General features: G+C 42.8%; 14 protein-coding genes. 8 read left to right on the forward strand and 6 right to left on the reverse strand.

What is annotated here, in order from left to right:
* The first annotated feature begins 401 nt into the window (after nucleotides 1-401).
* Nucleotides 402-2099 carry a long-chain-fatty-acid--CoA ligase FadD gene (fadD, locus tag PSI22_RS00115; RefSeq protein ID WP_273577749.1) on the forward strand — a complete coding sequence of 566 codons (1698 nt, stop codon included), beginning with the start codon at nucleotides 402-404 and terminating at the stop codon, nucleotides 2097-2099.
* Between the two features lie 163 nt (nucleotides 2100-2262).
* Nucleotides 2263-3390, forward strand: coding sequence for a ribonuclease D (rnd, locus tag PSI22_RS00120; protein WP_273577750.1), 1128 nt, complete (start codon nucleotides 2263-2265; stop codon nucleotides 3388-3390).
* Between the two features lie 155 nt (nucleotides 3391-3545).
* Here the strand turns inward: rnd and PSI22_RS00125 are convergent, their stop codons facing one another.
* The 4 genes from PSI22_RS00125 to minC all read right to left on the reverse strand — a co-directional run bounded on the left by PSI22_RS00125 (nucleotide 3546) and on the right by minC (nucleotide 8751).
* Nucleotides 3546-6638, reverse strand: a complete 3093-nt coding sequence (locus PSI22_RS00125; RefSeq protein ID WP_273577751.1) for an RHS repeat protein — start codon at nucleotides 6636-6638, stop codon at nucleotides 3546-3548.
* Nucleotides 6639-6958: 320 nt separating this feature from the next.
* Nucleotides 6959-7228, reverse strand: coding sequence for a cell division topological specificity factor MinE (minE, locus tag PSI22_RS00130; protein WP_038196880.1), 270 nt, complete (start codon nucleotides 7226-7228; stop codon nucleotides 6959-6961).
* 3 nt (nucleotides 7229-7231) lie between these two features.
* A complete protein-coding gene (minD, locus tag PSI22_RS00135; RefSeq protein WP_273577752.1) occupies nucleotides 7232-8044 on the reverse strand; it encodes a septum site-determining protein MinD in 813 nt (270 codons plus the stop codon).
* Between the two features lie 23 nt (nucleotides 8045-8067).
* The gene (gene minC / locus PSI22_RS00140) at nucleotides 8068-8751 is read right to left on the reverse strand and encodes a septum site-determining protein MinC (protein WP_273577753.1); all 684 of its coding nucleotides are present in this window, start codon (nucleotides 8749-8751) and stop codon (nucleotides 8068-8070) included.
* A 129-nt stretch (nucleotides 8752-8880) separates the two neighbouring features.
* Here minC and PSI22_RS00145 point away from each other — a divergent pair, with 129 nt between their 5' ends.
* From PSI22_RS00145 to PSI22_RS00170, 6 genes are all read left to right on the forward strand, one after another.
* The gene (locus PSI22_RS00145; protein ID WP_273577754.1) at nucleotides 8881-9150 is read left to right on the forward strand and encodes a YcgL domain-containing protein; all 270 of its coding nucleotides are present in this window, start codon (nucleotides 8881-8883) and stop codon (nucleotides 9148-9150) included.
* A 49-nt stretch (nucleotides 9151-9199) separates the two neighbouring features.
* A complete protein-coding gene (locus PSI22_RS00150) occupies nucleotides 9200-10285 on the forward strand; it encodes a lytic murein transglycosylase (protein ID WP_273577755.1) in 1086 nt (361 codons plus the stop codon).
* Nucleotides 10286-10320: 35 nt separating this feature from the next.
* Nucleotides 10321-10977 (forward strand): fumarylacetoacetate hydrolase family protein, encoded by a 657-nt coding sequence (locus tag PSI22_RS00155; RefSeq protein ID WP_273577756.1) that lies wholly within the window; start codon nucleotides 10321-10323, stop codon nucleotides 10975-10977.
* Between the two features lie 21 nt (nucleotides 10978-10998).
* Nucleotides 10999-11433 (forward strand): cysteine cluster protein YcgN, encoded by a 435-nt coding sequence (gene ycgN, locus PSI22_RS00160; protein ID WP_370688955.1) that lies wholly within the window; start codon nucleotides 10999-11001, stop codon nucleotides 11431-11433.
* Nucleotides 11434-11993: 560 nt separating this feature from the next.
* Nucleotides 11994-12632 carry a hypothetical protein gene (locus tag PSI22_RS00165; RefSeq protein WP_273577758.1) on the forward strand — a complete coding sequence of 213 codons (639 nt, stop codon included), beginning with the start codon at nucleotides 11994-11996 and terminating at the stop codon, nucleotides 12630-12632.
* Nucleotides 12633-12993: 361 nt separating this feature from the next.
* The gene (locus PSI22_RS00170; RefSeq protein ID WP_038196871.1) at nucleotides 12994-13287 is read left to right on the forward strand and encodes a type V toxin-antitoxin system endoribonuclease antitoxin GhoS; all 294 of its coding nucleotides are present in this window, start codon (nucleotides 12994-12996) and stop codon (nucleotides 13285-13287) included.
* A gap of 504 nt (nucleotides 13288-13791) precedes the next feature.
* Here PSI22_RS00170 and PSI22_RS00175 read toward each other — a convergent pair.
* Both PSI22_RS00175 and PSI22_RS00180 read right to left on the reverse strand, forming a co-directional pair.
* On the reverse strand, nucleotides 13792-14226 hold the full coding sequence (locus tag PSI22_RS00175; RefSeq protein ID WP_038254644.1) for an META domain-containing protein: 435 nt from the start codon (nucleotides 14224-14226) through the stop codon (nucleotides 13792-13794).
* Nucleotides 14227-14250: 24 nt separating this feature from the next.
* Complete coding sequence (locus tag PSI22_RS00180) at nucleotides 14251-15246, reverse strand: 2-hydroxyacid dehydrogenase (protein ID WP_273577759.1); 996 nt, start codon at nucleotides 15244-15246, stop codon at nucleotides 14251-14253.
* Nucleotides 15247-15313: the final 67 nt, after the last annotated feature.

Consider the following 15313-nt stretch of genomic DNA (forward strand, 5'->3'; position numbering starts at 1 on the left):
CATAAAGTGAGTGGCGAGGCCATCCTCAAAGTTTCATCTCTTTGTTTACTATTATCTTCCTAATAATTATCCTTTATTGGTTCATCTTGCTTATAACTATTTAGAATAATGAAGTTAGTTTAAGTCAAAAATGATTAAATCAGTGTATAATCAAAGCGTTATACATCCAAGTGTTGGTTATTTAATTAACTCATTGATAAATAATAAAAAAATAAGGCAGCAGAAGCTGCCTTATTTTTTGGCAGCGACATATAGTATTAAATTAGTGATGTATATCGCCAACCTGAACAATGTTTCTTTTCAAACTGGTACGCTGAGTTAATAATTTGTTAAATATACAGGTCTGGTTTTTGTTTCATGGTCAGTGGTTATACAGCAATTAGATTTCAGGAGTATTCAACTTGGAAAAAGTTTGGCTAAAACATTATCCGGCAGATGTTCCGGCAGAAATCGATCCCGATCGTTATTTGTCGTTGATTGAAATGTTTGAAAATGCTGTGGCACGTTATGCCGATCAAGTCGCATTTATCAACATGGGAGAGGTGATAACTTTCCGTAAATTGGAAGAGCGTAGCCGAGCTTTTGCAGCCTATTTACAGAATGGACTGGGGCTGAAAAAAGGGGATCGCGTGGCATTAATGATGCCAAACTTACTGCAATATCCCGTTGCCCTCTTTGGCGTCCTGCGTGCCGGGATGGTGGTTGTCAATGTTAACCCTCTGTATACCCCGCGTGAGCTGGAACATCAGCTTATTGATAGCGGAACATCAGCCATAGTTATTGTTTCTAACTTTGCACATACCTTAGAAAAGATTGTTTTCAACACTCCGGTTAAGCACGTTATTCTGACACGCATGGGGGATCAATTATCCCGTCCAAAAGGGACTCTTGTAGATTTCGTCGTAAAATACGTTAAACGGCTTGTACCGAAGTATCACTTACCGGATGCCATTTCGTTTCGCAGCGTGATCCACAAGGGTTACCGTATGCAGTATGTTAAACCGGATGTGGACGGCGAAGCTCTGGCATTTTTGCAATATACCGGCGGAACAACGGGAGTGGCAAAAGGAGCGATGCTGACCCACCGGAATATGCTGGCGAACCTTGAGCAGGGAAAGGCTAATTACGCTCCGCTGATGGCTCCTGGACAAGAGTTAGTTGTTACAGCATTGCCGCTGTACCATATTTTTGCTTTGACGGTCAATTGCCTGTTGTTCATTGAACTTGGTGGGCAAAATCTGCTGATTACTAATCCTCGGGATATCAACGGAACGGTCAAAGAATTGTCGCGTTACTCATTCACTGCCTTGTCGGGAGTGAATACGCTATTTAATGCATGGTTGAATAACCCTGAATTTCAGAAACTGGACTTCTCCTCATTACGTTTGTCGGTTGGCGGTGGCATGGCCGTACAGAGAATAGTGGCCGAAAAATGGCAAAGTTTAACGGGGTGTCATTTACTTGAAGGCTATGGGTTGACAGAGTGTGCACCTCTGGTTTCAGGTAATCCCTATAACCTGACTCATTATAGTGGCAGCATTGGTTTCCCTGTACCTTCGACAGACATTAAGCTGGTTAGCGATGATGGCAATGAAGTTCCTTTGGGGCAAGCAGGGGAAATGTGGGTTCGTGGCCCGCAGGTGATGAAAGGCTATTGGAATCGCCCTGAAGCAACGGCTGAAGTATTGAAAGATGGCTGGCTGGCGACAGGGGATATTGCTAATGTAGATGAAAGTGGGTTTTTACATATTGTTGATCGGAAAAAAGACATGATTTTGGTTTCCGGTTTCAACGTCTATCCCAATGAAGTAGAAGATGTTGTTTCTTCCCATCCTAAAGTGTTAGAGTCAGCAGCAATAGGCGTTCCAAACGATAACTCAGGTGAAATCGTCAAAGTGTTTGTGGTTCGTAAGGATCAGAGTTTAACTGAGAATGAGCTTAAGACACATTGCCGTCGTTACCTGACCGGATATAAGGTGCCGAAACTCTTTGAATTCCGGGATGAATTACCGAAATCAAATGTAGGTAAAATTCTTCGCAAGGAACTGCGTAACGAAGAATTAGCAAAAGCGAATAATGCTGCGACAGCGGCAAATTGATCATGTTATAGATGGTTGTCTTAAGGGAGACGGTTCTGCCGTTTATAGCCTTAAGAATGATTTTTTAAAGGGTAAATAGTTTAAGATTGCCTATCACATCAACAACGCCGGTTTTTACCGGCGTTGTTGTATAAGTCTTATGAATGGCTAAGAGAATGATGTTTTGAATTATCAGTTGATTACCTCCGATGCTCAATTGCAGTCAATCTGTGAGCGGGCAAAAAAACACGCAACAATTGCATTAGATACAGAATTTGTACGCACACGGACGTATTATCCTCAATTAGGGTTGATACAACTGTTTGATGGCGAACAACTTTCTCTGATTGATCCTCTCGATATTTCAGAATGGCAGCCCTTTCGGGAGTTGTTGACTGATCCAGATGTATTAAAATTCATCCATGCTGGTAGTGAAGATTTAGAGGTTTTTTGGAATAGCTTTCAATGTTTGCCAACGCCGATGATTGATACTCAGGTACTGGCTGCGTTTATTGGTCATCCTATGTCGTGTGGTTTTGCAACACTAGTTGCTCAATATCTCCACGTGGAATTGGACAAAAGTGAGTCCCGCACTGATTGGCTGGCTCGTCCATTGAGTGGAAAGCAGTGTGAATACGCCGCGGCGGATGTTTATTATTTATTGCCTTTGGCCGATATTCTGGTGGCGGCAACGGAGCAGGCGGGATACATGGATGCGGCACAAGATGAAAGTTATCTGATCGCCCAACGCCGCAAAGAAATATTGATGCCAGAATGTGCTTACAAAGATATAGGTAACGCGTGGCAATTACGTCCAAAGCAGCTGGCCTGTTTGAAAAAACTGGCGGGATGGCGGTTAAATCAGGCACGGGAGCGGGATTTGGCAATCAATTTTGTTATTCGCGAAGAAAATCTATGGCAGGTAGCCCGTTATATGCCGACTTCTTTGGGGGAGCTGGATGCCTTAGGATTAAGTGGGCAGGAGATCCGTTGTCATGGGCGTCGTTTGCTGGCAATGGTTGCAGAGAGCAGAGATATTCCAGATGAAGCCTGTCCGGCTCTCATTACAAACCTGATTGATTATCCGGGCTATCGTACGGCCTTTAAGGAAATTAAATCGCTGGTCACTCAGGTGAGTGAGTCCCATCAGTTTAGTGTGGAATTATTGGCTTCCCGTCGGCAAATCAATCAATTGCTCAGTTCTCATTGGAAACTGAAATCAACCGATTATCAGCCCGAATTACTCCGTGGATGGCGAGGAGAGTTGCTGGCTGAGCCTGTTGCTGAAATATTAGCAAATTATCCGGCTTAATAACGATTATTGCCTGTGATGTTTATTTCCTGCCCATCGAATGGGGCAGGGAAATTTCATTGTTATATTTATATATTTTTTGTTTTTTTCATTGAAAGTCAATATTAAAAGGCGTGTTCTTAGAGCACGCCTTTTAGTGATGACAATAATAACAATCAAGCTGGCATTAACATCCTGCGTCCCACATTCAATGCACTCATACCATAATCCCTGAGATTGGCAAGGCCAGTTTGCCACAACACTTGTCCCCTGAACCGGTTACCAATCATACCCGCAAGCCGGTCAATACCACTGCCAATGGTTTCAATCATTCTAGACAGGGTATGTTCTCGACCTAACTGTCTTTGTAGCCCGGTGCCAATACCGCCAGCAAGACCACCGAGAAAGCTGAAAATAGGTTCAAAGAACGGACGGGAAATGCCAAATTGCACGGCTTGTCTGGCTAGCCCCGTTGCTAATGGGGCGGTGAGACGACCCAGTAAGCGGCCAAGTAACCCACCGCCAAATAAGCGGCTCATTGCCATTTCAGCGCCACGGCCAGCCAAGTGACCCACGCCATATCTGAGTAAATGTCCGGAGGGGTTGCTTGCGACATCTAACCCAAAACCAACCCAAGAGCCATAATAGGCCCCCGTTCCGGCATTGATACCGGCACGCGTACTACCGCTGGTTCCGGTTAACATTCCTCCCGCAGCCCCGCCCGCTGCTGCACCAACTTCATGGGTCAGAGTAACGGAACTCCCCATCATGGTATCAATGGTGCCTACTGCCGTTCCCGCACCAATCGCACCGCCCATTCCACTGTCAGCATTGTTGATTAGTGCGCCTATTGTTCCCGTCGCAGTGCCTGCCGCTGTAGCTATTGCAGTACCTTGTGTCGTGGCGCCATAAGATGCGGCAGAGGCAGCACCCACTGCGGCGCCTGCCGCTGTCTGCAAGAGCGTGGAACGTCCTTGTAAGAAACGGGCAAGTAATCCTCCGGCCTTTTCCAAGATCCGACCAACATTAAAGCCCAATAAAGCACCAATTCCGAATCCGATAGCCGCAACACCCAAAATGACTGGAATAGCCGCCCCTGCGGTAACGGCAATCGTAGCAGCCAAACCGCCAATGGCCAGCCCTCCGGCAATGGCTCGAGCAATTTTTTGTCCGCGCCTCATGGATTTGGACATACCTTCATCCGAACGGCGGAATAAGGATGTGGCAAACCAGAAAGTATTGTGATTTCGATTCGGGGAGGGGGCCAAGCCATCGTTATCGGTCAATGTGACCGGATTGTTCCTGACCATTCGGTACAGGTTCAAGCCATCAACGTTTCCTGCGGGATCGGCACTCAGCCAGCGGCCTGCCCACGGTTGATAATAACGGTAGCCATAATAATACAGGCCTGTTTCATCCCGTTCTTTGCCGGAGTAACGAATGGTTTTATAATTGGCCTCGGTTTGGTTTTTGGCCGCCCAAACTGATGTACCACCAAACGGATAATATTCTTCCTGACTGATCACTTGCCCTTCATTATCCAGTTCAAGCTGGCTAGACCCGAGCAGATTATCGTAGCTATAACGAATCTGATTATTGGATATGCCATCTGGCTTGCCAGTTTTCCAATGCAAAATTCTGACTTGTGCTCGCCCAGCTTCGCCAAGTGTGATGATTTGTAATGATTCCGTGGTGGTTCCGTTATTTTGAGTGGTGCGCAACTCTAATTCTGGCAGATAGATAACCTGTTGGCGTTGCTGATTTTGTTCACGGATTTTCACCATCCTCATACCATCACTGCCATAGCGATAGCTTTCGCAGGTAGTTGAAGGTGATACCACCTGTTGCAGCCTGCCGTGGGTATCCCAGATTAATTGTTGTCCCGGCAATAGGCTGATTTGTTGGCCACTTGAATTGAACAGGGTATCGACCTTGTTTGGATCATCGGCCAATGAGCTTAATACTCCGTGATTGGTGCGGTTTGATATGGTGATTTTGGTTGTGTGATTATTCTGACTGTTGGCGGCGTTGTGTCGAATTTGGGTAAGATTGCCGCCGCGATCGTAATCGTAATTACGGGTGTAATTGGTATAGGTATTGTCATCAGAGAAGCGATTAGGGAAAGGGGACTGATTAGGTTGCTGCGGGAGCCCGGCCATTTCACGGCCAGTTGCGCTCATCAGTTGGTAGAGGGAATCGTAAGTATAGCGATTCTCCGGTATAACTTGTTGGTTATGCCAAAAACGCGTTGCTTCAGCATCATTGTTAACGATGATGACATTACCGACGGGATCATAGTCATAACGTAAGTCCTGTAATAAGCGGTTATCAGATTGGCGACGGGTTTTGATTCCTATCAGGCGTTGGGTCTCTGGTTCATACGTATATTCAGTGATAACGCCATTACCGTGTTCTTCCCGCAATTTCTGACCGGCGGCAGAGTAATCCAGTGCTTTGACGATCACTTGTTCAGATTGATTCTTCAGCGTTAACCAACTGCTTTTTAATTGTCCGGCGATATTGTAGGCCAATCTTTGCTTATTGCCGCCAGCATCGGTTTGAGTCAGCAAGGCACCTGTGGCATCACTCTGGCTTTGGGTGAGGTATATAGTGCTATCCAACAGAGTATGCCAGTGGGTTTCATCTTCATCTTGCCAGTCTGCATGCTGCCCTTCAGCCAATAATTGTTGAATTTGGCTTAAAGCAATACCAGTTAGAGAGACGCTATCCAGTTGTGTGAGTCCGGCCGTATCATAATGCTGAAAACATTTTCCTGCGAGGTTGTGGGCTTTCTCTTCTGAGGTGTTACCAGCCCAAATCAGGCGTTCTATGGTGTGTGATGTAACTTCCGACGCAGATTGCTCATCAACGGACAATAGGCGACCCGTCAGAGGTGCGGTTTCGTATTGATAGTGGTATTTGACTTTCTGTGCATTGATGATTTGTATGGGGCGGCCTTCGATATCATTCAGAGCGAAAGTATTGCCGCTATCAACGCTTTTGGTATGCAGGATATTGCCGGCCAAATCATGCTGCCAGTGGAAATTGGATGGGATGGTTGGATCAGTTTGCTGTGCATCATGTAGGCGGGGATCGATACTTTCAACCTGATGCCCTGAGATATTGTAGCGATGGTGGGTGATACGAACATCCGTATTGCCATTGGCCGTCGGGCGATGGAAAGCAATTTCGCGAATATTTTGCCCTCGGTTATCAAAAACATGGACGGTAGGTGTTTTGTGATAGAGATTGAAGTCAATATTTTGCATGATTTTCCTCTTTAAGGGTGGCTTATATGTAATAGCCGTTCAGGAATAAGTGAATGTCGGGGATTTTCAGTGTGCTATATACAATACAGGCTGAATATATTAATAATTAACTGATATTAATAGGATCAGTGCCTATTATTCGTTAATCATATAATAAATATGGAGAAGGTGATTGCCAAAGTCGGGGGATGACGGGAATTGGAAAAAATAAGAAAAAGGCATTGATAGATTTGTTGAATATTTGAAATCGGGATGTCAGTACACCCCGATTCATTATTGAGAAATCACCTGTTTAAATTAAATAACGCCATTTGATAGTGTTATTTTGGTAATTCCTCAGTCTCCGGTAATGTTACATTGAGTTCCAGTACGGATATATCATCATCCTTTTGCTCAAATTGCACAGAGAGCATTTCTGGGTCGATTTGTACATATTTACATATAACGGCCAGAATATCCCGTTTCATTTCGGGCAAATAAGCAGGCTCGGAATCACCGCGCCGACGCTCTGCCACGATGATTTGCAGCCGCTCCTTGGCAATATTGGCTGTCGGTTTTTTTCTCGACAGGAAGAAATCTAACAAAGCCATGCGTTACCCCCCAAACAGGCGTTTTAAAAAGCCCTTTTTTTCTTCTTCGATAAAACGGAAAGGCCGTTCTTCACCGAGTAAACGTAAAACGGTATCTTCGTATGCTTTACCCGCATCAGATTCTTTATCCAGAATGACCGGTTCCCCTTGGTTCGATGAACGCAGAACAGATTGATCTTCTGGGATAACACCAAGCAAAGGAATACACAGAATTTCCAGCACGTCTTCCATACTGAGCATATCGCCCCGGTTCACACGCCCTGGATTATAGCGAGTCAGTAGAAGATGCTCTTTAATCGGTTCATTAGATTGTTCTGCGCGGCGTGATTTGGAGGCCAGAATACCTAAGATACGATCAGAATCACGAACAGATGAAACTTCCGGGTTGGTCGTGATAATTGCTTCATCGGCAAAATAGAGCGCCATTAATGCACCGCTTTCAATACCTGCTGGTGAATCACAGATAATAAACTCGAACCCTTGTTGATCCAACTCATTCAGAATTTTTTCGACGCCTTCACGGGTGAGGGCTTCTTTGTCACGGGTTTGAGAAGCGGGCAGAATATACAGATTCTCAGTACGTTTATCTTTAATAAGCGCTTGATTTAATGCAGCATCACCTTGAATAACGTTCACGAAGTCAAAAACCACGCGGCGTTCACAGCCCATGATCAGATCGAGATTTCGTAGACCGATATCAAAATCGATAACTACGGTTTTTTTCCCACTTTGGGCGAGACCGGTAGCAATGGCCGCGCTTGAAGTGGTTTTGCCAACGCCACCTTTACCAGATGTAACAACAATAATGCGTGCCATGAAGCGATTCCTTGTTATAAGGGCTAGACTAAGGTTTCAATAGTTAATTCATTATTTACCAAACGTAATTTTGCCGCCTTGCCAACAAAATTTTCTGGAATGTTTTCACTGAGCCAATATTGACCTGCAATAGAGAATAGTTCAGCGTTTAAATGGGTGCAGAAAATCTGGCTTTCTTTATCACCAGATGCGCCTGCCAATACTCGTCCACGTAGCACACCATATATAAGAATATTTCCATCAGCGATTAATTCTGCGCCAGCGCTGACATTACTGGTGACAATGAGATCGCTATTTGGCGCATAAATTCTTTGTCCTGATCGAACAGGCGTATTAATTATACGAGTTTTTTTGAAAATAGGTTCAGTCGGTTTATTTTCTTGAGTAGGAACTGTCTGACTTTTACCTTCTTTCAGTAAAGGTAGCCCAGATTTTAGAACAATTTTCCGTTGTTGTTCATCCTGACAGCCGCTGATGCCAACAATGCGCAACCCGACAGATTCAACAGCACGGTAGAGTGCGAGGAGATCTGCATCGACTGGAAGATCAGATATATTGATTACGACGGGGGCATTTTTGAGGAATTCTGGTGCCTGCTCCATTTTTTCCTGCATAGCCCTTTGAATGACTTCCGGCTGGTCATCATGCAAATGAACGACCGAAAGCGTAAAATTACTGCCTTTTAGCTCAATTGGCGACTGTGACATCTATATTTTGACTCAGCAAGGTTAAGTTCCCCAAGATCTGGGATACGATATTCTTAAATATAATAAGCATGTTATAGTTACTGAATTATTCAAGCAAGTCGCAGTGTTAATTTAAAAGAGTTTATGACAATGATTTGTGTAATCTACAGAAGCCCAAAACGTGACCAGACATATCTCTATGTCGAAAAAAAAGGTGATTTTTCACGCGTCCCTGAAGCGTTGCTGAAAACATTCGGTGAACCTCAATACTCCATGATGATTTCATTATCAGGAAGAAAAAAACTCGCTAATGCAGATATTGAAAAAGTAAAAACTATGCTGAGTGGGCAGGGTTTTTACCTGCAAGTGCCCCCACCAGTGGAAAGTCTGATGAGTGAACATCTGGCTGTAAATAAGTAATGGCAGAAATAATCAGCAAGTGTTTGATCCTGAAGTGAGGAATTGATTCATGAAATTAATCTCTGGTGTGACCTTATTGACAGCGACACTGTTGGCAGGGTGTACTTCATCGAATGGAAAAGTGTTGCAGGATCAATCCAGACAGGCTGTTGTGATACAGAAAGAAATCAGGGCGTTGGATGAACAATTTCCAATTGCCTCTCGTGAACCATCGCAATTTCCCGCCTATGTGGTTTTACTGAAACAACAAGCTAGAGAGCAGGGTTTCAGTGAAAAAACACTGGATCGTGCATTTGCCGATATTCATTTTATTTCGCGGGTTATTCAATCTGATCGTAATCAGCCGGAAAAGAAAATTACGTTGGATGATTACCTTAACCGCGTCCTGTCAGCTTGGAAGATTGAGCAGGGCGTCATCCAGTATCAGAATAACCTGCTCCAGTTAGAGAGAATCAGCCGCAAATACGGTGTACCGAAAGACTATATTGTTGCTCTGTGGGGTTTGGAAAGCGGTTTTGGCAAAGTTCAGGGAAAGGAAGATGTCATATCGGCATTATCCACACTTGCTTTTGAAGGTCGTCGAGAAGATCTTTTTATAAAACAATTAATGGCAGCACTTGAAATCATAGAAAAGAAATATATTGATGAAAATCAAACTTTGAAAGGTTCTTGGGCGGGAGCGATGGGGCAAAGCCAGTTTATGCCGACCTCGTACTTGGCTTATGCTGCTGACGGTAATGGCGATGGCAAAATCGATATCTGGAACAGTAAGGAAGATGTGTTTGCCTCAATTGCCAATTATCTGGCGAAGGAAGGTTGGCAACAAGGATTACCGTGGGGTTATGGGGTTTCACTGCCTGCTGGTTTTGATCAAAACTTGGAAGGTATTAAGCTAGAGCAGGGGAAAACTATTGCCCAATGGCAGGCGTTGGGTGTTTCATCCCCCGATTTTGCCAGTCTGCCAGTGAATACCAAAGGCTGGATTGTGATACCGAATGGTACTGAACAGCGGACATTTTGGGTAACGCAGAATTTCCGTACTATCATGCACTGGAACCGTTCTTACAATTTTGCCCTTAGTGTGGGTATGATGGCAGAGAGTATTGGTCAGAAAACCCATTTCCTCACTCACTGAGAATCTGCTGTTGAAAACAGATAAGGAAGAATGCTATGTACCAGCATCGAGACTGGCAGGGCGTACTGCTGGATTTTCCTGCCAATAAAGTGGTTTGTGTCGGCAGTAATTACGAGAGGCATATGAAAGAGATGGGCTCTAAAGTGACCGAAGAGCCGATTATATTTCTCAAGCCTGAAACGGCTCTTTGTGATCTCTGTCAGCCGGTTTCCATCCCGCAGGGATTGGGGGCTGTGCACCATGAAATTGAATTGGCGGTCTTGATTGGTTCGACACTCAAGAATGCCAATGAGGAACGGGTCGGCAAGGCGATCGCAGGTTTTGCGGTGGCACTGGATCTGACATTGCGTGATTTGCAGCATAAATTTAAGCAGTCTGGGCAACCGTGGGAAAAGAGTAAGGCATTTGATGGTTCATGCCCCATATCGGGCTTTATTCCTGTCAAAGCCTTTAGTGAACCACAAAACGCACAGCTTTCCCTGACAGTGAATGGCGAATCACGCCAAAACGGCAATACGAGTGACATGCGAATGCCTATCATTCCATTGATTAGCTATATGTCGCGTTTTTTTACCCTGCGTCCCGGTGATATTATCTTAACGGGAACACCTGAAGGTGTAGGGCCACTACAATCTGGTGATGTACTGAACGTCTCTCTTAATGAGCACGTTTTAACAACCAGAGTGATTTAACAATGAGGAATGACTGAACTTATGTCTCAACCTTTCTGGCAGGCGAAAACTCTGGAACAGATGACAGACCAAGAGTGGGAAGCATTATGTGATGGCTGCGGTCAGTGCTGTCTGCATAAGCTAATGGATGAAGATACTGATGCAATCTACTTCACCAATGTTGCCTGTAATCAATTGAATATCAAAACCTGCCAGTGCAAGAATTATGAAGATCGTTTTAGATATGAGCCTGATTGTATCAAATTGACGCGTGAGAATATGGTCACGTTTGAATGGCTACCGACGACTTGTGCTTATCGTTTGATTGGCGAAGGAAAAAAACTCCTTCCTTGGCACCCTTTAGTCAGTGGTTCAAAATCAGCTATGCATGCAGAGCGTATTTCTGTTAGACACATTGCTGTGCGTGAGGCTGATGTGGTGGATTGGGAAGATCATATTATGAATAAACCGGAATAACGTCATAACAAATTGCTATTTAATTATTTTTCATTATAGAACTGACGTATGGGACATGGGTGGCATTTTTACTAAGACTGGCATTCAATATACTGAGTTGGTCGAGGTTGTTATCTGACATCCATTTCCCATAAATATGGTATACCATCTGAGCCGATGAATATCTCATCAAGGTCATGAAATCATGACATTACATCAAGTAGGCCGGAGATATGAAAGCTATTTTGTTCCTTTTATCTGAAAGCTATCTTGTAATACAGGGGAAAGCCATATAGGAAATTCAGCTTAGTTAATAAATTACGATAAGGCTTATAAGATGTATATTTCATAAAGATTAACAATGCATTAAATAAACCTCGTAAAATATATTCTATCTCTCTAATGATTTTAATTATTTACAACATTTAATTTTCATTTAATATTATAGATAAATATACGGTATTATTTTTAGTTGTGATAAATTAAATTAATTAACGGCATTTAATGTCAGATTTTGTTGAATATTTTATTTATTTTCAAATAAAGAATGGTTATTTAACTTATAAATTAAGGGGTGTAATATGTCTATTGAAAATATCAATATCAATGAGCAAAAAATTGGTAAAGATTCAGTTGTACTTGGGCATGCGGAAGCATCGGCAGTACATGCTGTCGCAATTGGTGCTTCACCACGAAATTCTAAAGCTATCAGTGAAGCGGCTATTGCTATTGGGCAAAATCAACTTGCTGGTAAACCGGGTGATGCGAACATTATTTGGCCAATTGCAATTGGTGCTGATTCTGTATCCAATGGCCTGGCTTCTATCGCTTTGGGGCAAAAGGTAACGGCCAGTGCGTCTCAGGCCGTAGCGATTGGTCAAAATTCCTCTGCAACAGAAAAAGGGAGCGTTGCATTGGGCGCAGATTCTATTGCGAACAAACCGAATGTTATTTCTGTAGGAAAATCTGGTCACGAACGTAAGATCGTGCATGTTGCCGCCGGTGATATTTCAAATCATAGTACTGAGGCGGTTAATGGTCAGCAATTATATACTGAATTGGCAAAAACTAATGTATTATTGGATGAGAAAAATAAGCAATTAGAAAATAAAATTGAAACTCTGGAGAGTAATATAGCCAATCTTACTCTATTAAATAAGAATAATACGGATGATATTGCATTATTGAAACAACGGCTTTTTGATGCATTAAATTATTAATATAAAATGATTTTTGTTTTATATTTTTTTGATTATTAGCACTATAGTCGTAATAAATATTATGTGATGATAACTCTCTATTTTCTCAAAATGGTTATCCATTCGATAGGAATATTTTTACGAAAGGTGTCTGTGGATTCAGGGTAGTTAAACTTCGCAATGACTTGTAATTCACGGGATAAGTCAGACATAAAAAATTGGCCTCAAACAATAAGTTGAGGCCAATTATGTATGCGCATGCCGGACATCACCACACACCGGATTGTTATGAATACCGGATTTTGCTCTCGTTTTTCTCGCTTTTATCAGCCAAGAAAAACTGATAACTTGTCTGCTCCACAGTCAATACAAGGAATGATAAATGGCAAGTTATTTGGTTCGTGTGGAACTTTATGGCACGGGTTCTGATGGCTATGAGAAGTTGCATAACAGAATGACAGCAAATAAGTTCAATAAATCGATACAATTTCCTAATGGAAAATGGCATCGTCTTCCCAGTGGAACTTATATAGGTAACTCATCGCTAGAATCCCTTCAATTAGCGGAAAAAATCAAATCAATCGCGACCCCTTTCTCAAGCAAAGAACCGTCGATATTCGTCTGTATTTACAGCAATTGGAGTGCAGCATTGTATCCCGATACAGGAGCTGGCTGAATCAAATCAGGTGTTTTATTGTTCAATAATTAACCCCAATTGTTCAAGTGAACATTGTTCTATTTCTGCGACAATCCAGCCAAGATTATATCAATAGTAATAAATAATAGAATGGCATTCATATGACTTACCAAATATATATGGAGTACTGTTGGTGAGGATTTGAAGTCAAACCATCAGAGATTATCTCATGCAGCTATGCAAGTCTGTTTGATAATGAGAGGTGAAAAAATGAACAGTGAATGGCTGGTTTATATAAAATTTGTGGGATTATGGATTGCTTTAATGCTGATGATTGGTGTGATGTTGTCATAAAAGATAAGAACAACATGAATGTGTGACCTCGTTTCTATTTCAGGAGATTGATTTGAGGAAAACGGCTATCAAATGGACAACAAGCTGAAATGCGGGTTGAGCTGATTACCCAGTATGATACTGGGTAATCACAAATCGTTTTGGTGAAAATATGCTCAGAATGAGAAAAAATAACGTTACATGATTAAATTATTGGGTAATATCCCTCAAAACATAAACCAGCGTGTTTTTGTCATTAGTTAATGTAAGCTGTTTGCTTTTTAATCTGACCGTGGCTCCCTCAGTCAGTACATCATAAATCACTTGATCCCATTGATGGAGCTGTTCATTGACACAAAACATCTGGGATTTTTCTAAAATACTGACAGTCAGAACACGCTGCTTTAATTTACCCATTCCCATAAAATGATTGCACATAGTTGCTGAAACAAACATTTTTTCACCAAATGCAATAGAAAGTTTACTGTCTTCTTTATTTGAAACAGTTGCACCATTGACACTGATTAAAGCAAAATTACGATGTTGCAGATCCCTGACCGTAACATTCCCCGTGGCGCTAACTCCCGAAGATTGACATGCTGTGAGTAGCAGGGTCGCGATCGCAAACGAAATCGCTTTCTTCATTTTATCTCCTGATGTGCGTAAAAATCACCCAACAAGATTCGGGCAAGGTTTGCCGGAGGTTAATTGCTGGATATTTTGTAAAGTCGTTTCACTGATACTGGTTAACGCTTCTTCTGTCAAAAATGCCTGATGTCCTGTGAACAACACATTATGGCAGGAAGACAAGCGGCGAAAAATATCATCTTGGATAACATCATTCGATTTATCTTCAAAAAACAAGTCACGCTCGTTTTCATATACATCCATACCCAATGCGCCAATTTTCTGCTGTTTCAACGCGTTAATAGCGGCAATTGAATCGATTAGCGCCCCTCGGCTGGTATTGATGATCATCACGCCATCTTTCATCTTATTAAATGCTGTTTCATCCAGTAAGTGATGGTTTTCTGGCGTCATAGGACAGTGAAGAGAAATCACGTCAGATTCGGCGTACAAGGTATCTAAATCTACATATTTCACACCAAGCTCTAACACTTCCTGATTTGGGTAGGGATCATGTGCCAGCAAACGCATACCAAAACCTTTCAAAATTCTCAGTATAGCCAGACCGATTTTCCCCGTACCGATAATACCGGCTGTGCGTTTATACATGTTGAAGCCAGTCAGCCCTTCCAGAGAGAAATTGGCATCGCGGGTACGCTGGTAGGCTCGGTGAATACGCCGATTCAAACACAGCATCAATCCAACCGCGTGTTCAGCAACAGATTCAGGTGAATAAGCTGGGACGCGGACGACTTGAATGCCTAGCTCTTTGGCCGCATCCAGATCGACATTATTGAATCCCGCGCAACGCAACGCCAAAATTTTGATGTTCATTGCTGCCAATTCTTCCAGCACTTCACGTCCACCGTCATCATTGACGAAAATACAGATGGCATCTGCACCAATGGCATTTTTGGCCGTTTGTGGGCTTAAGGAAAAATCGAAGAATTCGATATGGTAATCAAGCCCAAGTCTTTGGTTGAGCATTTCTAAATGTTTACGGTCATATTGTTTTGTACTATAAACAACCAATTTCATCGTCTCGTCTCCGTCATATATTGACTGTGGAATTTTTAATTTCATCGTTCATTCGAACCATTTGTTG

Source organism: Xenorhabdus aichiensis (assembly GCF_028598775.1).
Taxonomy (GTDB): Bacteria; Pseudomonadota; Gammaproteobacteria; order Enterobacterales; family Enterobacteriaceae; genus Xenorhabdus; species Xenorhabdus bovienii.